Annotated in this window: 26 protein-coding genes and 1 tRNA gene; 25 read left to right on the top strand and 2 right to left on the bottom strand. The window is 32.7% G+C overall.

The genetic code is table 11. From position 1 onward, the window contains the following. Nucleotides 1-111 precede the first annotated feature (111 nt). From JK636_RS13795 to phnE (JK636_RS13700), 20 genes are all read left to right on the top strand, one after another. Nucleotides 112-330, top strand: coding sequence for a hypothetical protein (locus JK636_RS13795; RefSeq protein WP_202749587.1), 219 nt, complete (start codon nucleotides 112-114; stop codon nucleotides 328-330). 95 nt (nucleotides 331-425) lie between these two features. Beyond that, nucleotides 426-911 carry a GNAT family N-acetyltransferase gene (locus JK636_RS13790; protein WP_202749586.1) on the top strand — a complete coding sequence of 162 codons (486 nt, stop codon included), beginning with the start codon at nucleotides 426-428 and terminating at the stop codon, nucleotides 909-911. Between the two features lie 73 nt (nucleotides 912-984). Further along, nucleotides 985-1,131, top strand: a complete 147-nt coding sequence (locus JK636_RS13785; protein WP_202749585.1) for a hypothetical protein — start codon at nucleotides 985-987, stop codon at nucleotides 1,129-1,131. Between the two features lie 121 nt (nucleotides 1,132-1,252). Continuing rightward, nucleotides 1,253-1,723, top strand: coding sequence for a GNAT family N-acetyltransferase (locus tag JK636_RS13780; protein WP_202749584.1), 471 nt, complete (start codon nucleotides 1,253-1,255; stop codon nucleotides 1,721-1,723). Between the two features lie 90 nt (nucleotides 1,724-1,813). Continuing rightward, nucleotides 1,814-2,638, top strand: coding sequence for a pentapeptide repeat-containing protein (locus JK636_RS13775; RefSeq protein WP_243428232.1), 825 nt, complete (start codon nucleotides 1,814-1,816; stop codon nucleotides 2,636-2,638). A 220-nt stretch (nucleotides 2,639-2,858) separates the two neighbouring features. Further along, nucleotides 2,859-3,305, top strand: coding sequence for a helix-turn-helix domain-containing protein (locus tag JK636_RS13770; RefSeq protein ID WP_202749583.1), 447 nt, complete (start codon nucleotides 2,859-2,861; stop codon nucleotides 3,303-3,305). A gap of 107 nt (nucleotides 3,306-3,412) precedes the next feature. Beyond that, entirely contained in the window at nucleotides 3,413-3,583 is a 171-nt protein-coding gene (locus JK636_RS13765) for a YvrJ family protein (RefSeq protein ID WP_202749582.1), read from the top strand. Between the two features lie 128 nt (nucleotides 3,584-3,711). Beyond that, entirely contained in the window at nucleotides 3,712-3,894 is a 183-nt protein-coding gene (locus JK636_RS24150; protein ID WP_202749622.1) for a DUF1659 domain-containing protein, read from the top strand. A gap of 118 nt (nucleotides 3,895-4,012) precedes the next feature. After that, nucleotides 4,013-4,234, top strand: a complete 222-nt coding sequence (locus JK636_RS13755) for a DUF2922 domain-containing protein (protein WP_338025781.1) — start codon at nucleotides 4,013-4,015, stop codon at nucleotides 4,232-4,234. A 381-nt stretch (nucleotides 4,235-4,615) separates the two neighbouring features. Further along, entirely contained in the window at nucleotides 4,616-4,909 is a 294-nt protein-coding gene (locus JK636_RS13750) for a hypothetical protein (protein ID WP_202749581.1), read from the top strand. A gap of 104 nt (nucleotides 4,910-5,013) precedes the next feature. After that, nucleotides 5,014-5,089, top strand: a tRNA-Lys gene (locus JK636_RS13745). A 195-nt stretch (nucleotides 5,090-5,284) separates the two neighbouring features. Next, nucleotides 5,285-5,479 carry an alpha/beta-type small acid-soluble spore protein gene (locus tag JK636_RS13740; RefSeq protein ID WP_202749580.1) on the top strand — a complete coding sequence of 65 codons (195 nt, stop codon included), beginning with the start codon at nucleotides 5,285-5,287 and terminating at the stop codon, nucleotides 5,477-5,479. 77 nt (nucleotides 5,480-5,556) lie between these two features. Further along, a complete protein-coding gene (locus tag JK636_RS13735; RefSeq protein WP_202749579.1) occupies nucleotides 5,557-5,709 on the top strand; it encodes a hypothetical protein in 153 nt (50 codons plus the stop codon). 152 nt (nucleotides 5,710-5,861) lie between these two features. Next, the gene (locus JK636_RS13730; RefSeq protein WP_202749578.1) at nucleotides 5,862-6,185 is read left to right on the top strand and encodes a hypothetical protein; all 324 of its coding nucleotides are present in this window, start codon (nucleotides 5,862-5,864) and stop codon (nucleotides 6,183-6,185) included. 1 nt (nucleotide 6,186) lies between these two features. Beyond that, nucleotides 6,187-6,447: a hypothetical protein gene (locus JK636_RS13725; protein WP_202749577.1), complete on the top strand. Its 261-nt coding sequence runs from the start codon at nucleotides 6,187-6,189 to the stop codon at nucleotides 6,445-6,447. A 218-nt stretch (nucleotides 6,448-6,665) separates the two neighbouring features. Next, nucleotides 6,666-7,445, top strand: a complete 780-nt coding sequence (locus JK636_RS13720; protein WP_202749576.1) for a YheC/YheD family protein — start codon at nucleotides 6,666-6,668, stop codon at nucleotides 7,443-7,445. Between the two features lie 272 nt (nucleotides 7,446-7,717). Next, the gene (locus tag JK636_RS13715; RefSeq protein WP_202749575.1) at nucleotides 7,718-8,026 is read left to right on the top strand and encodes a hypothetical protein; all 309 of its coding nucleotides are present in this window, start codon (nucleotides 7,718-7,720) and stop codon (nucleotides 8,024-8,026) included. A gap of 36 nt (nucleotides 8,027-8,062) precedes the next feature. After that, on the top strand, nucleotides 8,063-8,842 hold the full coding sequence (gene phnC / locus JK636_RS13710) for a phosphonate ABC transporter ATP-binding protein (RefSeq protein ID WP_202749574.1): 780 nt from the start codon (nucleotides 8,063-8,065) through the stop codon (nucleotides 8,840-8,842). After that, nucleotides 8,835-9,617, top strand: a complete 783-nt coding sequence (gene phnE, locus JK636_RS13705; protein ID WP_202749573.1) for a phosphonate ABC transporter, permease protein PhnE — start codon at nucleotides 8,835-8,837, stop codon at nucleotides 9,615-9,617. Before phnC ends, phnE (JK636_RS13705) begins: the two co-directional genes overlap by 8 nt. Beyond that, a complete protein-coding gene (gene phnE, locus JK636_RS13700) occupies nucleotides 9,617-10,411 on the top strand; it encodes a phosphonate ABC transporter, permease protein PhnE (RefSeq protein ID WP_202749620.1) in 795 nt (264 codons plus the stop codon). Before phnE (JK636_RS13705) ends, phnE (JK636_RS13700) begins: the two co-directional genes overlap by 1 nt. Nucleotides 10,412-10,534: 123 nt before the next feature. On the opposite strand, the gene JK636_RS13695 is transcribed toward phnE (JK636_RS13700), so the two are convergent. Continuing rightward, on the bottom strand, nucleotides 10,535-11,461 hold the full coding sequence (locus tag JK636_RS13695) for a phosphate/phosphite/phosphonate ABC transporter substrate-binding protein (protein WP_202749572.1): 927 nt from the start codon (nucleotides 11,459-11,461) through the stop codon (nucleotides 10,535-10,537). 196 nt (nucleotides 11,462-11,657) lie between these two features. Between JK636_RS13695 and JK636_RS13690 the strand changes: the two genes are divergently transcribed. From JK636_RS13690 to JK636_RS13675, 4 genes are all read left to right on the top strand, one after another. Beyond that, a complete protein-coding gene (locus JK636_RS13690; protein ID WP_202749571.1) occupies nucleotides 11,658-13,238 on the top strand; it encodes a bifunctional metallophosphatase/5'-nucleotidase in 1,581 nt (526 codons plus the stop codon). Nucleotides 13,239-13,303: 65 nt separating this feature from the next. After that, nucleotides 13,304-14,431, top strand: a complete 1,128-nt coding sequence (locus JK636_RS13685) for a sensor domain-containing diguanylate cyclase (protein ID WP_243428231.1) — start codon at nucleotides 13,304-13,306, stop codon at nucleotides 14,429-14,431. Between the two features lie 115 nt (nucleotides 14,432-14,546). Continuing rightward, a complete protein-coding gene (locus tag JK636_RS13680; protein WP_202749570.1) occupies nucleotides 14,547-15,695 on the top strand; it encodes an AlbA family DNA-binding domain-containing protein in 1,149 nt (382 codons plus the stop codon). Between the two features lie 103 nt (nucleotides 15,696-15,798). After that, nucleotides 15,799-16,209: a hypothetical protein gene (locus JK636_RS13675; protein WP_202749569.1), complete on the top strand. Its 411-nt coding sequence runs from the start codon at nucleotides 15,799-15,801 to the stop codon at nucleotides 16,207-16,209. A gap of 36 nt (nucleotides 16,210-16,245) precedes the next feature. Here JK636_RS13675 and JK636_RS13670 read toward each other — a convergent pair whose 3' ends face one another. Then, complete coding sequence (locus JK636_RS13670) at nucleotides 16,246-17,073, bottom strand: RMD1 family protein (RefSeq protein ID WP_202749568.1); 828 nt, start codon at nucleotides 17,071-17,073, stop codon at nucleotides 16,246-16,248. Nucleotides 17,074-17,330: 257 nt separating this feature from the next. Between JK636_RS13670 and tyrS the strand changes: the two genes are divergently transcribed. Next, complete coding sequence (gene tyrS, locus JK636_RS13665) at nucleotides 17,331-18,551, top strand: tyrosine--tRNA ligase (RefSeq protein ID WP_202749567.1); 1,221 nt, start codon at nucleotides 17,331-17,333, stop codon at nucleotides 18,549-18,551. The last annotated feature ends 181 nt before the right edge of the window (nucleotides 18,552-18,732 follow it).

The following is an 18,732-nucleotide window of genomic DNA, read 5'->3' as shown; positions in this document are numbered from 1 at the left end:
AATTCTAATTTGCAGAGTTCATGTAACTAGTTTTAGATTCAGCTTTGTTTTATCGATTTTATTTAGTATCAAATATTTTCTTTAGAGACAGAAGAAATGGAGAATATTTTTATGAAAATATTATTTATGGTCTGCAAGGCAATAACAATATTAATATCATGCTTTGTACTTTTTAATTTGATAAAGCTATTAAAGAAGCATAAGAACTTATCTGACGAAAAGTATTTATCAAAGGAAAACAGATTAATAAGAAAGAAATATCTTGTAATGGGAATTGTAGGAATAACGATTTGTTTATTAATGGAGATATTTATTATTTTTACAAAGTAATGTTAATTGATCTATAAATTAAAAAAGTTAAAAAATGTTCTTGTCTTTAACTGTTGAAATGGCAGGATATGACTAAAGTAAAGGGGTGAGCTGTTATGGAGATAGTATCTATTAATAAACTTGAAAAGTCAGAGGTAAACAAACAAGTAATTGAACAGCTGGCACAGGTTTTGACTTATTTAGAACCGGAAAACTTTGGAGACTGTGTTAAGTGGTGGGAAGGCTGGTTTTCGGACAAAATGCCAGGAGACAAATTTACATTCATTGCTGAAGTACAAAATAACATCATAGGAGTAGTAAGGTTTTGGAAGACTCCGTTTTGCAATAATAAATGGCTTATAGAAGGACTTGAAGTGATACCGCCTGAAAGGAAAAAAGGTGTGGGAAGATCTATAATTACTGGAGGTATACATATTTTGCGTGATTCAGCCATCGAAAAGATATATGTACATATTTCAGATAAAAATATACCATCTATAAAGCTTCATGAGGTAATTGGATTCAAAAAAATCAAAAGTGGAGTGATTAATAGTTATGGAGATTTTAGAGGTCATGTGAGTGAGTATGTCTTGGATCTATAGTTAAGAATATTGCTTTGGGGATTTAATCAATAATTTTATATTAATTTAACATAGTAAAAAGGAGGACTATAATATGGATAATTTGAGCGGATTACTATTTTTTAGTGTGCCGGGTATTTTAAAATCAGTTTTAGAAATATTACTCTATATTTCGCTTATAGTAGTATCATTTAAAGTTGTTCAAGCACTAAATATATATATTAATAAAAATTCAAGGTAGCATAAGGATTAAGACAGATTTTTATTATCAAATATATGTATCCGAGTTTTTTGATATATATGTTTTTGTAAATATTTTAAAGTAAAAAAGCATAATATTGTAGCTAAATAGGGGGAAATCAATGCAGTATAATTTTATACCTATGAACAAAGATTATGCCAATGAAATTGCGTATAATTGGAAGTATGATGGCGTTTATTCATTCTATGACATGACAGAAGATGAAGAAGATTTAGATGAAATTCTTAATGAAAATAGTTGGACAGATCAATATTTCGCAGTTCTTAATGATAGTAATGAACTGGTAGGATTTTATTCATTTTTCTTTGAAGATGAAATCATGTGGATAGGTCTTGGTTTGAAACCTGAATTAACAGGAAGAAAAATAGGAACTGAATTTGCAGCTGCAGGCATTAACTTTGGAGTAAAAAGGTTTAATTATAACCAGAAATACATTGCCTTGGCAGTTGCTTCCTTTAATAAGCGAGCAATAAAAGTATATGAGAGCATAGGCTTTCAGTTTGAAGAAAAATATATGCAAAAAACAAATGGCGGAGAATTTGAATTTATTAAGATGAAGAAAATTATATAGTAAATAATATTCGCATAGTTTTCACTAATTAGGTTTAGCGAAACATTGTAATTAAACTAAGTTGAAATCCAAATTTGAGGAGATTAAAATATGAAAATACATGAAAAAAATAAGAGAAGATTAGAGCAATTAAAAGTAGATTGTTCAAAATGCAGTGGTTTATGTTGTACAGCATTATTTTTTTCAAAAATAGATGGTTTTCCAGAGAATAAAAAAGCAGGCAAGCCTTGTACAAAACTACGAAATGATTATCGTTGTGATATTCATCATGAATTGGAAAAACGTAATATGAAAGGTTGCATAGGATATGATTGTTTTGGGGCAGGACAACATGTAACACAATATATTTATAAAGGTGAGACATGGCAAACATCACAGGAGCAATCAAAAGAAATATTTGATATATTTATAATTATTTTTCAATTACATCAAATACGTTACTTTTTAGAGGAATCAAAAATAATAATTCTAGCAAAAGAATTATGGAGTGATATTGAAAATTTGATTACCGAAAATGAAGCCTTATGTAATTCTACCCCACAATGTATCCTTGAGATTGACATTGAAAGTTATAGAAATAAAGTTAATATCATTTTAAAGCAAGTCTGTGATTCTATTACAAAGTGTTTTAAGAATAGTGATAATAAGAGGTTAACAGAGTTCTTAGGAAGAAACTTCAAGAAAAAAGATATGAGTGGATTAGACTTGAGCATGAAGCTATTAATTGCAACTAATTTTGATAGTTGCATATTTGACGGAACAGTTTTTTTAGGAGCAGATACAAGAGATACGAATTTTAGTAATGCTGATTTAAGAGAGGCTGTTTTTTTAACACAAGGACAAATTAATTCTGCTAAAGGAAATAGAAATACGAAACTGCCAAACCATTTGGATTATCCGGTAACATGGAGTTAATAAATATCTTGTAATTGGAATTGCGGGAATGGCAATTTATTTATTAGCTGTTGTTATCGTAAGAAATTCCATAGTAAAAAGTATTTATATTAGCTTAAATGCATTAAGATGTTAAGTTTAGTTGACAAAGTTCCAATTTTGCTTGGTAGAAAACTATTTCAATTTTAAGTATACTGTACCTACAAGTTAACTTGGAATAATTGAAAGGCTGGTGATCATTATGTCATTAGGTGATAAACTACTAGATTTACGTAAAAAGGCTGGGTTATCTCAGGAAGATGTTGCTGACAAATTAGATGTATCAAGACAAACAGTGAGCAAGTGGGAAACTGACCAAACAGTTCCCGAGTTAATTAAAGTGAAATTGCTAAGTAAGCTTTATAATGTAAGTTATGACTATCTCATTAGCGGAAGTAATCTTAACGGTGATATTACAAGCATCGAAATGATAGTTGATGAGATTGACTGGACTGGTGCATGGAGTAAAAAATATCCGATTTTGGCTTCCTATCAAGGTGTGCAAGGAATAGATACTTATTGTGAAAAGTTATCGAAGTTGTATGATGACTGCAAAAACGAATTTAATTTTAATGATGAGGACACGGTATTAGTTTTAAAAGATATTCTTTATAAAAAATTTAAATTTGAAAAAAATAAAATCAAATAAAATAAATCTCAAAGATAATTATAAAACTTATTACCTTCTACCACTAAATCTTCCAAAATCCTTTGCTCTCCTGCATATTTGTTATTAAGGCAGGAAGGAGGGATACCATGGAAGATTTTTTAAAGGCGGTGGCAAATGTTGGCTTTCCAATTGCAGTTGCCGCTTATCTTTTAATTAGAGTTGAAAGTAAAATAGACAACCTGGCTGCTTCAATAAACCAGCTTTCTACTATACTTTCAATTAAGCTTAGCGGTAATGATGATAGAAAATCCGCATAAAAAGGTGCTGCAGCAAAATAGCTTAAAAAACCGTTTAGGGATGCTATTTTGCTGCAACTTTTTTATTCTGCCGTACCGTAAGTTTATGTCTATAATAAAGCTAATCCAAACACATTTCTTAGTAATTTATTTTAAATTCAGTAGTTGATTCAAATGGAAAGAACATTATAAAGGCTAAAAAGTTTTCAAATGTAAAAGTGACAGCAGCTCCTGACAAGCTTCTTGAAATAGGAACAGCTTTAGGCTCCCTGTTAAAGAATGAGTTTGTCAGTGTAGGAAAAAGTGACGAAAGTGTTTTAGTTAATCAGTAATTAAACTAATCGAGGATTAAGGAGGTTAAAGCCCTAAATGGGCTTTAACGAGTATTTTACGAGCGGAAGTGAGTGGTCTAAACTACTCAGTGATTCTAACAGAAAGGGGGAAATCTAAGTGGCAGATAAAAGTTTAGTAATGACTTTTTTAAATGAAGAAGGCGCAAGAGCCAATATTATACTTCCAGGTGTTAATGATAATATAAGTCAGCAGGAAGTGTCTGTTGTTATGGATACTATAATAGCAGGAAATATATTTTCTTCAACCGGAGGAGATTTAATAGCTAAACATTCAGCTCAGATAACTGAAAGAAATGTTACAGATCTTTCAGTGAGATAGTTTTGAGGAGTATCAAGCGGTACTCCTTTTTTTAATGTGTTTGAAAATTTAAGATAATCTTTTATAGAAGCTAAAGATTTATTTTCGCTTGCTGTTGAATTTACTCCAAAGTTGAAAGTTGATAGAACCTTGTCTGTATTTATTTCACCTTCAGTAAATCCGTCCTCCTCATCATCCCATATGTCGAGAAACTCTGAATCTAAGTTGTTTTTTGCTTTTAATACTAAATTCTCATCTCCTTATAAAAAATTTAAAATTTATTACTATATTTATAAATACGCGCCTTAAAGTGAATGTTTATTTTAAGTAGTAATAAATGCCATGAATAAAAAAACTTAATGGTTATAAGATAAAGCTATATGAAAAAAAGGAGTGATTTTTTTGGATACATGGAAAGGATTATTTACAGAAAAGGAAGCTATAGAACTTGTTAATTGTATTGCAGCATATGGTATTGATACACATACTGACAGCAGTATTGACAGAATAAGATCAGCTATAGACAGATATTTGCCTGATCATCCGTTAAGAGATTCTATAACAAAGAAAATAGAAGGCTTAAATTCCGAGCAGGTTAACGATATTATTAATACAGCTATCGGAATAAGCAGTGAAAAAGCAAATAATAATTTTCATAATTTAATAACTACTATGTTTAATCCTCAAGAAGAATAAAAATTAGCTGGCTTGCTGCCGGCTAATTTTTTTGTAAAGTTTACCTAGAAATTAGTTGACTTTAAATAATAAATTTAATATAATATTTTTGGACAAGTTAATATGCACCATTAGCTCAGTTGGTAGAGCAACTGACTCTTAATCAGTGGGTCCCGGGTTCGAATCCCTGATGGTGCACCAAATAAACTCTGCAAAGCTTTCAAGTTTTTGCAGAGTTTATTTTTTTAGAAATAACATATTTGCATAAGTTTTTATAATATGGAAACCTCTTCTACTTATTCCTTAACTTCCATAGAATATAAAACTCTATACGGCACATACTGTTAGTACCATAGGACAACAAAACAAATATTAAATACAAAGGAGGACACACACATGTCAAACAGAAGTAATAGAGTTTTAGTTCCACAAGCTAAAGAAGGCTTAAACAGATTTAAAATGGAAGCTGCAGGAGAAGTAGGAGTTAGTCTTAAAGAAGGTTACAATGGAGATTTAACTTCAAGAGAAGCAGGATCAGTAGGCGGCCAAATGGTTAAAAGAATGGTTGAATCCTACGAAAAAGGACTATAAGAGAACATATTAGAAAGCCTCGAAATTTTTCGAGGCTTTCTTTTAGAAAAGTTTAAACTATAGGAGGTACTGATTCTATGGATAAGGATAAGAAAAAGCATGAAGTAGCTATGGAAGACACCAAGGAAATGCTTGATAAAGGCATAGGAATGGGCGAAATAATGAGCACTACAGGCCTTGATGAGAGAAATATTAATAAAGCAAGAAGAAAGCTTGAAGATGAAGATTAAAAATGGGGCTGTCCTGAAAACAGCTCCATTTTATTTTATAAAAAGCTGTAACACATTGAAAAATTTCATCATACTATATATTGTGTGTAAAATTAGAGTATTTTATTTGGGGGTTTTCGTGTGTATAATTATGAATCGATGCCATGCTATAATTGCATGATGATGAGAAAGATGCAGCAACCTACGCAACAGCCAATGCAACAGCCAATGCAACAGCCAATGCAGCAACCTATGATGCAACAGTCGATAATGGAACAGCCGTCAATGGAGATTCCACTGGCGCAGGAACCTATGTTTTATCAGCCAATGCAGCAGTCAATGGAACAGCAGCCAATGATGCAAGAGCCAATGATGGAAGAACCAATGCAGCCACATATGATGCAGCAGCCAATGATGGATATGGAAGAAGAACAGATGAAGATGATGTATCCCAAAATTTATATTTTTATCATGCCATATATAAAGCAGCACTGTGATATGCATGAACATATGCATGGAACTGAGAAGTGCCCTATGATGGAAGACATAGAAGATATGACTGACAAGGTATATAATAAGGTTGAAGCAGATTTAGACGGCAAGTTTGGCTCGGAAGATGAGGAAAATATGAGATTACCTCGTTATGGCAGAAGAGGAGCTGTAAGGGATTTGATCTCTATTCTCTTACTTAATGAATTTATTAGAAGAAGAAGGAGAAGAAGACCAAGACCAAGACCATATAATCACTACGGATATTAATAAAAGCATACAGAACTGGGTATATTCCATGGGCTTCGGTTTTAAGATGCAAAACAATTAAATCACGACTAAAACAGCATATAAATTAGAACTTAAAAAGCAATCCACAAAAATTAATTGATGGATTGCTTTTGTTTTTACACCAATTTATGCAAGTAACATATACTAAAATGAAGACAACTGAATATAGCAAATGCAGATAGGAGTGAGAAAAGCTTATGGGGATAAAAAATAGGGTTACTAAATACGATCTGTATGAAATTATAAGTGATAGGGAAGAGCTTTCGCAGTTCCTGCCACCTGCACAAATATTTGAGGATTTTGAACAGTTTATGGAGTTTATTGAGCGATATGAAAAAATAGTATTAAAGCCTCAAAATATAAGTGAAAAAAATATATGTATTATCGAAAAACTTGGTGACAATTTTAGAGTTACAGATTGTAGAAGGAAGAAAAAAATAAAATCAATATTAACTTCAGAAGTAGACTTAGAAAGTTATTTGAATAAATTAGAGGAGAACTATAAGAATTATATACTTCAAAAGTATATTAAGCTTGCAAAGGTTGAGGAAGATTTATTTGATCTTAGATTTGTAATGAAAAAAATAACTCAAGGTGATTGGAACTTAAAAGGAATTGAATACAGTGTTGCAGGAAATAATTTTGTTTTTACCAATGTGCTAAATAGAAACTTTAAATTTCATCTAAAGGAAGCGGTAAAAAGTTATTATCCTCTTCATTTTGATTTAAACGAAACCATGAATAAAGCAAATAGACTTTGTTTAAAAGCCTGCAAGGCTATTGAAGAAGCGTCGAATTATTCAGAGGAACTTGGATTTGATATAGGTATTGATGAAGAAAACAAGCTTTGGCTTGTAGAAATAAATATTTTTGATAGTTTTAAAAAGTTTTCTGTTGTAGATTACAAAACCTATTTATCAGTAGACTATACTCCACTTTTATATACGGTTTCCGCATATAATTTTAATAATAAATAACAAAACGCCCTCAGTGTAAAAACTGTGGGTCTTTTTATTTTGTAGTTTTACGATTTCAAACCTTTGCTTTACAATTATATATTTCTTAAAAATAGGAATAATAAGAATATGAAAGTATATAGCAAAGTTTTACATATTGAGGTTAAAGCCATAAATGGGCTTTTACGGTCAGACTAGCGAGTGGGAACGAGCGAGTTCAGGCTGACCCGTGGGCGAAGTCAAAGCCCTAAATGGCTTTAACGAGTAATTTTCCAGTGAGAGGAGGAATTTTTATGTTTGGTAATAATTTATTTAATTCTAATGGTGCTTTTCCTGTGCTTTATAATATTACAGATTTTGATAACAGCGAAACAAAGCTTGAGCATGACAGCTATGAGGTGTATGTGAACGAAGATCTTGTTGGAAGAAAGGAATTGATTGCTCAAAATGAAAAAGCCAGCGATGTAGAAGAGCATTTAAAAGCACAAGGTTTCAGAAACTTTAATTCACAGGTTCGGGGAGATCATATCATAATAAATGCTGCTGACCGTGAAGCTAAAGATATAAAAAACAATTTAAATGTTTATTTAAACTTAAGATAGAGTGGTTCCTTATGTATTCAGGAAAGCTGGTGCAGTATGATTGAATTCAAAAATGTTACTAAGGTTTATCCTAATGGGACAGTTGGCCTTAAGAATATTAACGTGAAGATTGAAGATGGCGAGTTCATTGTTATTGTAGGATTATCTGGTGCCGGAAAATCAACCTTTTTAAGATGTATAAACCGGCTTCATGATATAACAGAAGGAGAAATTTTTATTGATGGAAAATCCATAACTGCAGCAAGTGGAAAAGAGCTCCGTGAATTCAGAAGAAACATAGGAATGATATTTCAAAATTTCAATTTGGTAACTCGTTCTACTGTACTAAGAAATGTTCTGTCAGGGAGGGTTGGATATCATTCTACTATCAGGACTTTATTTGGAGCTTTTCCAAAAGAAGATTTAGAGCTTGCCATGAAGGCACTGGACAGGGTTAATATCAAGGAAAAGGCTTATTCAAGAGCAGATGAGCTTTCTGGAGGACAGCAGCAGAGAGTTTCTATTGCAAGGGCTCTTGCTCAGGAAGCAAAGATAATACTTGCTGATGAGCCTGTTGCTTCTCTTGACCCCATAACAACCATTCAAGTTATGGAGGATTTGAAAAAAATAAACCGAGAGTTTCATATAACAACTGTAGTAAATCTGCATCATATAGATTTAACAAGAAAATACGCTGAACATATACTTGGTTTCAGAGCAGGGGAGTTAGTTTTTGATGGCCCAATAGAAGCTGCAACAGATGAAGTGTTTGCAGAAATTTATGGACGCCCCATAGGAAAAGATGAAATGATTGGAGAGGGGGAAGACTATGAGTGAGACTAGTATTATAAAACCTCCCTCCAGGCTTAAGAGCCTGCTTAATTTTATACTGTTTTTTATTCTTCTTATTGCCAGTGCCTATAAAACAGAGGCTAATTTTCCGAAATTGTTCAGTGGATTTCCTGAAATGGGTAAGCTTCTTTCCCAGATGATTCCACCAGATTGGAGTTATTTTTCAAATATATGGACACCAATGCTTGAAACGATACGAATGGCAATACTGGGCTCAACCTTTGGAGCAATACTTGCAGTGCCGGTAGCTCTTTTTGCTGCAAGCAATGTTACAAAATCTGCTGTGCTTTATTATTGTACAAGATTTATATTAAACCTTATAAGAACTGTGCCTGACCTATTATTTGCTGCTGTTTTTGTTGCTATTTTTGGAATAGGTCCAATAGCTGGTATTTTAGCTTTAACCTTTTTTTCCTTTGGACTTGTGGCTAAACTTACCTATGAATCTATAGAGGCAATAGATCCGGGGCCTTTAGAGGCTATGACTGCTGCTGGAGCGAATAAACTTCAGTGGATACATTTTGCTGTTGTGCCACAGGTGCTCCCACAGTTTATGTCTTATGTCCTTTATACTTTTGAAATCAATGTAAGAGCAGCTGCGGTGCTTGGTCTTGTTGGAGCGGGCGGAATAGGCTTATATCTTGATAGAACCTTAAATTGGCTGAGATATGACCAGACCTCAACAATTATAATCTTTACATTAATATTAGTACTGCTCATTGACTTTATAAGCGCAAGTATAAGGGAGAAATTACTGTGATGACAGAAGCAATTAAAAAGCCGCCTAAAAACAGATTAAAGACAATTGCAGTTTTAATAATAACTGTACTTATATATGTTTGGGTTTTCAGAGGAGTAAGCTTTCAAAGCATTAAGCCTACAGCAGGTGAAATAACAAGAGCCATATTCCGAGGTTTGTTTCATCCTGACTGGTCTTATGTATATATTAAGGAAGGAGAAGATTTGCTTAGAGGTCTTTTAGATACTCTAGCCATAGCTTTTCTTGGTACTTTTGTGTCAGCTATTTTATGCATTCCTTTTGCTTTTCTAGCGGCTCAAAATATGATTAAATGGAGACCTGCTACAGCACTTGGGAAGTTTTTATTAAGTTTTATAAGAACCTTTCCAGAGATTGTTATGGCTATATTATTTATTAAGGCAGTAGGACCAGGAGCTTTTGCAGGAGTACTTGCACTTGGAGTTCATTCTATAGGTATGCTTGGAAAACTGTTCAGTGAGTCTATAGAAAATATGGATTTAAAGCCTGCTGAGGCTTTGACAGCCTGCGGGGCAAATGCAGTTCAAAGAATTTGGTTTGCAATAATACCTAAGGTGCTTCCTGAATTCTTTTCCTTTAGTCTTTATAGATTCGAGATAAACGTTCGTTCGGCTGCCATTTTAGGAATAATAGGAGCTGGTGGTATAGGTACTCCTCTCATATTTGCATTAGAAGCCAGAGCCTGGAGCAGAGTGGGAATTATACTACTTGGAATAATTGTAATGGTTACTCTAATTGATATAATATCAGGGACAATACGCAAAAAATTAGTATAAAGAAGCCACCCGAAAAACAGCTAAACATAGAGTGTTATTTGAATACGTAGAAGCGAACGTTTCCTAGAATTCAAATGATATGCAATATGGTTAAGCTGTTTTTCGGGCAGCAGCTATTTTTACTTATTTTCCAGAACTTACAGCCTTCTGATATTCGCGAACTACGTCAAAGTTTTTGTCGCTGGATTTTACGTAGCCTACGTGAGTATAAATGTCCTTAACTATCTTTTGACCATCAGGGTCTTTTGCTATATCAATAAAAGCCTGTGAAATTTTATCCTTCCATGCTTCATCCATATCTGAACGCACTGCAATAGTGTCGTTTGGTATCCCTTGAGTACGATATATAACTTTTGTATCATTAAATACATTAGGAAAATCCTTTTTTACATTATTTCTTGCATCTTCAAAAACAGCGGCGGCATCTACATCTCCATTTAATACTGCAATAACTCCTTTATCATGACCTTTTACAGTTACACCCTGAACATCTTTTTCGGGGTCAACACCAGCCTTTTTCATTTCAGCAGCTGGATATATATAACCGGCTGTCGAGGTAACATCCTGCCAGGCTATTTTTTTACCCTTTAAGTCCTGGATTGAATTAATTGTGGAATTCTTTTTAACAACTATCATTGCTTTATAATTGTCTACAAGCTGGTCTGTATTTGAGCCATCTTCCTTTACTCCATAACGCTGAGCCTGAAGAAGCACATCAGCAGCTTTTTTATCATGAGCAAGCACATAAGCAGTAGGCGGCAAGAAACCTACATCAACTTGCTTGGAGGACATTGCTTCAATTATAGTATTATAGTTAGTAGAAACACTTACTTTTACAGGAATGCCAAGCTTATCCCCAAGAAGTTTTTCAAGAGGTTTTGCCTTTGCTTCCAAGGTTTCAGCAGCTTGAGAGGGAACGAATTGAACCTTTAATTCTTTTGGGGTGTAAGCTGTTTTAGTCTGTTCCTTTTTAGGGCCACAGCCGGTTAATACTGTACCTGTAACAGCTAAAGCTAAGCCTAAGGTAACGTATTTTTTAAAATTTAGCATAAAATTCTCCTGCCTTTCATTTGTTTGTATAAATTATGGTATATTATAGAATGTGCAAGTTGAAAAAATATATACTTTGCAGCAGGTTTAGCATATTAATACATAAATATCTAAGTATAGATACCAAGATATAATAAATAAAATTTTGTAAAATAATATGTATATAGTGATTTGGACTGAAAGGGGAAAGAGTTTAATGATCAATAAAGTTAAAATAACTATTCTAGAGACGAGTGATATTCATGGGAGTGTTATGCCTATTAATTATGCTGATAATAAGGAAAGAGATTTGGGGCTTGCAAAACTTTCTACTATTATAAAAAAGGAAAAAGAAAAGAATAATAATATACTTTTGATAGACAATGGAGATCTGATACAAGGTACTCCCCTGACATATTATTATGCAAGAATAGATAATAAAGATATGAACCCGGTTATAAAGGTTTTGAATTATCTTAGGTATGATGCTGCAGTTATAGGCAATCATGAATTTAATTATGGAAATGAGATTTTAAAAAGAGCCATAGAGGAATCAGATTTTCCATGGCTCTCTGCAAATATAATAAAAGAAACAGATTCCTCCTTATATACAGGTAGAGCTTATTTTATAAAGGAATTTGAAGAAGGCGTAAGGATCGGTGTATTAGGACTTACTACAAAATATATACCAAACTGGGAAAATCCAAAACATATTGAAGGTTTAAAGTTTGAGGATGCTGTAGCCTACGCAGAAAAATATGTTAAGTTTTTAAGAGAAGAAGAAAAAGTTGACTTAGTTGTTGTTAGTTATCATGGCGGTTTTGAAAGAGATGTTGAAACAGGACTTCCTACAGAAAACTTAACCGGCGAAAATCAAGGCTATGAACTCTGTAAAAAAGTAAAAGGAATTGATGTGCTCTTAACAGGGCATCAGCATCGATCTATTTATGGAACCAAAATAAATGGAGTACTTGTACTTCAGCCTGGTGCACAAGGATTCACTATCGGAAAGGCTGAAATAACACTTGTAAAAAGTAATGGAAAATGGGAAGTCACAGATAAGAATTCTGAGATTATTTCTTCAAAAGGAGTAGAGTCGGATAAAGAGATTATAGATATGGTTTCAAACTACGAAGCTGACACTCAAAGGTGGCTTGATAAGCCAATAGGAAAAATAAATGGAGATATGAGAGTTAAAGATCCTATGGCTGTAAGAACGAAGGATAATGCTCTTATTGAATTTATAAACAAGGTTCAAATGGAGTGTTCCGGAGCAGATATTTCAAATACAGCATTGTTTGATAATCACTCTCCGGGTTTCCCGAGTGATGTAACGATGAGAGACATTGTTTCAAATTATATTTACCCAAATACCTTAAGAGTTATAAAAATAACCGGCAGAGATATAAAGGAGGCTTTAGAAAGAAGCGCTTCTTATTTTGATAAATATGATGGAAGAGGGATAAGGGTGAATCCTCAGTTTTCCAATCCGAAACCACAGCATTATAATTATGATATGTGGGAAGGTATTGAGTACACAATAAACATCTCAAAACCTATTGGTGAAAGAATTGTTAAGCTTCTGAAAAATGGAAGGAAAATTGAGATGGATGAAGAATATGATGTGGTAATGAACAACTATAGAGCAGGCGGCGGAGGAGAATATACTATGTTTCAAAACAAGCCTGTAATAAAAGACATTTCTACAGATGTTTCGGAGCTTTTAGCAAACTATATTTTAGAAAGGAAAGTTATTGAAGCATCAGTAAATAATAACTGGTCAATAATACATGAATAAGTTTTCATTAAAGGCAGGAGTTTTGAAATCTTCGTAGAATAATTATAAATAAATGGTAATTAAAAATGAAAATAGTTGGGATGGTATGGAACATTATGGGGTATGAGGGAAAAGCAGAGGAATATGAATTGCAGGCAGGCAATTATGGAGAGCTGAAGAAAGAGTTTGAGAGTTATAAAAGATTTACTAATAACACAATAGAAATTATTACTCAAAAGAACATTAAGCTGGAAAAAAAGCTTGATTCAATTTCTAATATAGTAGAAATAAGCAAATATATAAATTCAAATATTAGTAATGACAATCTAATACCTATTATAAATGATATGATTATAGGTATACTTGGAGTCACTTATTCTTCTATTTATTTAAAAGAAGATGATAAGCTGGTACTTAAAGCTACCAATATTAATGATAGCAGTTTCAAGATTTATCATGAGGAATATGGAAGCAAAATTGAAAATGGAGAGCCTTTTGTGGTGAACTGCGAGAAGGATCCCTTTTGCAAAAGCTGTGGAAGGATTAATATTCATTCAGTTATCGGTGTTCCTGTGGTTTTAGGACAAAAATATATTGGATATATTATTGTAGAGCATGGGATTCGAGATTTCTTTAGCAATGACCACATAAAATTTATTACATCTATAGCTAATCAGATTGCTATAGCTCTAGAAAACAGCCTTTTATATAAAAAGGTTAAGGAAAGCTCTATAAAGGATTCACTGCTTAAAATATATAATAGAGGATATTTTTTTGAGCTTGTTGAAAGCAAAATCAGCAAAGCATCTCATAAGAACTTTGCTATAGTTATGGTGGATGCTGACGATTTTAAAAAGGCAAACGATGTATATGGTCATCAGTTTGGAGATGAGGCATTATGCCAGATAGCAAAAATAATAAGCGAAAACATTGATAAAAGCGATATAGTTGCAAGATATGGCGGCGAAGAAATAATAATTTATATAGATGATGTTCACGACAGAGATATGGTATTTAAGAAAATCGAAAATATAAGGAACAAAATAAGCGATAATATTCTTTATTATAATGACCAAAAGGTAATAGTAACTGCGAGCTTTGGGATAAGCTATTATGATGAAGAGCATAGAGATTTAAAAGAAGTTTTAAAGCTTGCTGATTTAATGATGTATTCAGCAAAAAATAGTGGTAAAAATATAGTGATAAGTATATAAAACCGGGCGGTGAATTGTTCACCGTCTTTTAACATATAAAGGTATCTTTAAATGGGTAAAGGATAATATAATAAAATATATACATTATAATTTTAAGCGAGGAAGGCTCTTAACTATGGATATTAAAAGACTTGAAACTTTAATAAAAAAAGATGAAGGTATTAAATTGGACTTTAAGCAGAAACTAGAGTTAGATATGGAAAGCGGAAAAAAAGAACTTGCCAAGGATGTTTGTGCTATAGCAAATTCAAAGGGCGGCAGAGGCTATATAGTAATTGGAGTTGAAGATAAGACTAAAAAAGTAGTAGGCATAGAAAAAAAGAATTATAATGAAGAGCAAATACAGCAAATAATAAGTTCTCGCTGCGAGCCTCCTATTCCAGTTGTTTATGAGACAATTGATTATGAAGAGAAAACTGTTGGCATAATAACAATTTATGATGGTGGGCAAAAACCTTATCAATTAAGAGAAAATGGAGCCTTTTATATAAGAAGGGGTTCTACTACAGACACTATGAGGAAGCAGGAAATAGCATCAGCACTTCAGGAAAGCCTTGTGCTTAATATAGAATTATGCCCAATCATAAGAAGCAGCGTAGAATGTTTTGACACAAAGCTTGTGGATAGATATTTTTCTTTTCACAGAATAGAATCAAACAAAGAAAATAGAAATACCCTTATGGAAAATGCAGGTATTATTAATTTTGACAGAGACCTTGGAAAATACGTTGGGACTCTCGGTGGAATTTTAGTATTTTCTAAGGCAAATAATGTATATATTTCTCATAATATGATAAGAATAATTAACAAGATAAACAGAGAAGAAGCCCAAGTTATTATAATAAGAGGCGACTTACTTTCTATGCTTGATACATGTGAAGAAACTCTGAAAAGACTCCTTCCTGTTGATTATCCCGTAGAAGCCGTATACGAAGGTGTAAAAAACGCAGTTTTGTATAGAGACTACACAATCTTTAATAAGGAAATAGAAATAGTATTAGGACATGACAGCATTAGTGTTATAAGCCCAGGAATATTTGTAAAAGGCAAGGATATAAGCAGCCATAATTACGTAAAAAGAAATATGTGGATTTATGAAAAGCTTATAGCTCTTGATGATAAAAACAGATTTGTTACAAAAGAGAGAGGCTTTAGCAAGATGAAAATGGCATTCAAAAATATCGGCAAGGTTATGTTCATTAATTCATTAAGTTCTGATTTTTTTAAAGTAGTCTACCCGGGAACTGACAGAATAAAACGTTAACAATTTATTAAGAAACATTATAAGTAAGGATATTGAATAAATATTCTGAATATTATATAATGTAGAAAATAGCACCTAAAAATAACTTGAAGGGGTGGTAACAATGATTCATGTATTCTGCAATAAGAGAGGTTCAGGAAAAACTAAAGCATTAATTAATTTGGCAAACGACAAGATTTTAAACACTAAAGGACATGTTGTGTATATCGACGATGACAAAAGACATTTATTTGACTTAGACAGAAGTATTAGATTTATAGTAACAAATGAGTACAGCTTAAAAGACTATAACTGCCTATATGGATTCTTGTGCGGCATAATTTCTGAGGATTATGATGTGGACACCATCTGCATTGATGGATTGTTTAATATTGTCCAGGGAAATATTAAAGATGCGGCACATTTGTTTTTTGATCTAGAAAGGTTATCGAGCGAATATAATGTTGAGTTTTATATAAATATAAATCATGAGGAACAGGAAGTTCCGGAATTTATAAAAAAATACGTGGCATAAATTAAAAGGCTGCACAATCTGTGCAGCCTTAAGATTTTAGTGGATCCTAAAAATAAATTCAGCAAAAGCAATTAAAAGTTCAAATAAAATAAGTACAATAACCATTATTTCAAGCTTAGTACCTCTTTTTTCATGAGTTAAAGATGCAAATACATCTGTAATGTCTTGAAGAACTTCAGTTTTACGAGTTATCTTTTGATATCTGTCCTTAAAATCAAATAGTTCAGTAACCTGCATAAAGAAGCTTTCAATGTCTTCATTGTCCCATGCTGAACGAGGCTTATCTAGAAGCATAAGATTAGAAATTGTATGATATTTAAATCTTAATACCTTTGCAGAGGTTTTGGCAATCTCTTCATCAGACATATTAAACTTACCTGTATCAAGATAATTTATTACATTTTCTATACTGTCAAGAAGCTTATCAGTATCAGTTTCAATTTTTCTAAGAGAAGTAGACTTAGCAAGCACTGAGGATAAAATATCTAAATAATAAGGTGCAAATTCATTTGAAGTCATTAAGTCATTATATAGCATATAGTCATAGCTTTGATCTACCTCAAGCCTGTATTCATCTATGTATTCATCAGGAAAATTATTTTTCAAGTTTTCATCAACGTTTTTAAGATAGTTTACTATATCCATCATTTCATGATGTTCCATATTTATAAATACAATAGAACCATAATAATATACATATACGTATTTATTTTCTAAGTTGTTAACTAACCCCTTTAAAGTGCTATCCTGAAGTACTAATGGATCCTCCCATTTGAATTTTTTATTTATCCCAAAATGAGCAGCTATTTTATTTAGGTTTATTTCATTACAAAGTACTAGAGACTTAAAGTTCCAGCTCTGCATGTTAAAACTTCCTTTCAAAAATATATTATATACTAAATTTTAACATAAAAATGATAATTTGTACAATATACGCATAATCATTTTTTTATGCATTCCATATTACGAATAAATTCTCCTAATTATCTCCTAAAATGTTGATAAAATATGATTTTAACTATATACTATATAGAAGCATTAAAATTCTTGCATTATGCCGAGCAAAATGTATAGAATTTTTGCATTGTATATAGAAGATATGTACTAAAGGAGAGATAATAATGGCAAGCGTATACGATACACTTATTGAGCGTGGATTTCTTAAACAATTTACGCATGAAGAAGAAATTAAAGAATTATTGGAAAAAGAAAAGATAACATTTTACATAGGCTTTGACCCAACTGCTGACAGCTTGCATGTAGGACACTTTATTGCAATGATGATGATGGCACATATGCAGAGAGCAGGACATAGACCTGTTGCTTTAGTAGGCGGCGGAACAGCAATGGTTGGTGACCCATCAGGAAAAACAGATATGAGAAAGATGCTTACAAAAGAAGATATTGCTCATAATGTAGAATGCATTAAAGCTCAAATGGAAAGATTTATTGACTTTAGCGATGGAAAAGCAATACTTGAAAACAACGCAGATTGGCTTTTAAATTTGAATTATGTAGATTTTATTAGGGAAATAGGGGTTCATTTTTCTGTAAACAGAATGCTTACAGCAGAGTGCTTTAAGCAAAGGCTTGAAAAGGGACTTTCCTTCTTAGAGTTTAACTATATGCTTATGCAGGGCTATGATTTTCTTGAATTAAACAGAAGATACAACTGTGTTATGCAGCTTGGTGGAGATGACCAATGGTCAAATATGCTTGCCGGTGCGGATCTTATAAGGAGAAAAGAAAATAAGCCTGCTTTTGCTATGACCTGCACTCTTTTAACTAACAGTGAAGGCAAAAAGATGGGTAAAACTGAAAGCGGTGCTTTATGGCTTGACAGCAGAAAAACTTCTCCATATGATTTTTATCAATATTGGAGAAATGTTAACGACGCCGACGTTGAAAAATGTCTTGCACTGCTTACTTTCCTTCCGATGGATGAAGTTAGAAGACTTGGAGCACTTGAAGGTGCTGAAATAAATGAAGCAAAGAAAGTGCTTGCTTATGAAGTTACTAAGCTTATTCATGGAGAAGAAGAAGCACAAAAGGCTAAGTCAGCAGCAGAAGCATTATTTGCAGGCGGCGGAGACATGGCGAATGTTCCAACTGCTTCAATAAGCAGCAGCTTAGTGGGCTCTACTATTTTAGATATACTTACAGCAGCAAAGGTTATTCCATCTAAAGGAGAAGGCAGAAGATTGATTCAGCAGGGCGGATTAACTGTAAATGATGTTAAGGTTACAGATATCAATATGGTTGTAACAGAGGAGCACTTCAAAGATGGAAGCATGCTTGTAAGAAGAGGAAAGAAAAACTACAATAAAATAGTTATAGAATAAAAAACCGAGTTTCTCGGTTTTTTTTATGAAACAAATAAGTAAGTTGCAAAATAAAATGGCCGCAGGCTGTGGGGTAAAGACCTTAGAGCCTAGTGTAGCAAATAATATTTTACTTTATGATTCCATTGCGTATGTTCTAATGCTTGCGATGCTGAAAAGCTAATAGCCTCTATAAATTCGC

Source organism: Clostridium rhizosphaerae (genome assembly GCF_016765585.1).
Lineage (GTDB): Bacteria > Bacillota > Clostridia > Clostridiales > Clostridiaceae > Clostridium_AT > Clostridium_AT rhizosphaerae.
The sequence above is the reverse complement of the archived record's forward strand: the minus strand, read 5'-3'. Positions and strand labels throughout refer to the sequence as shown.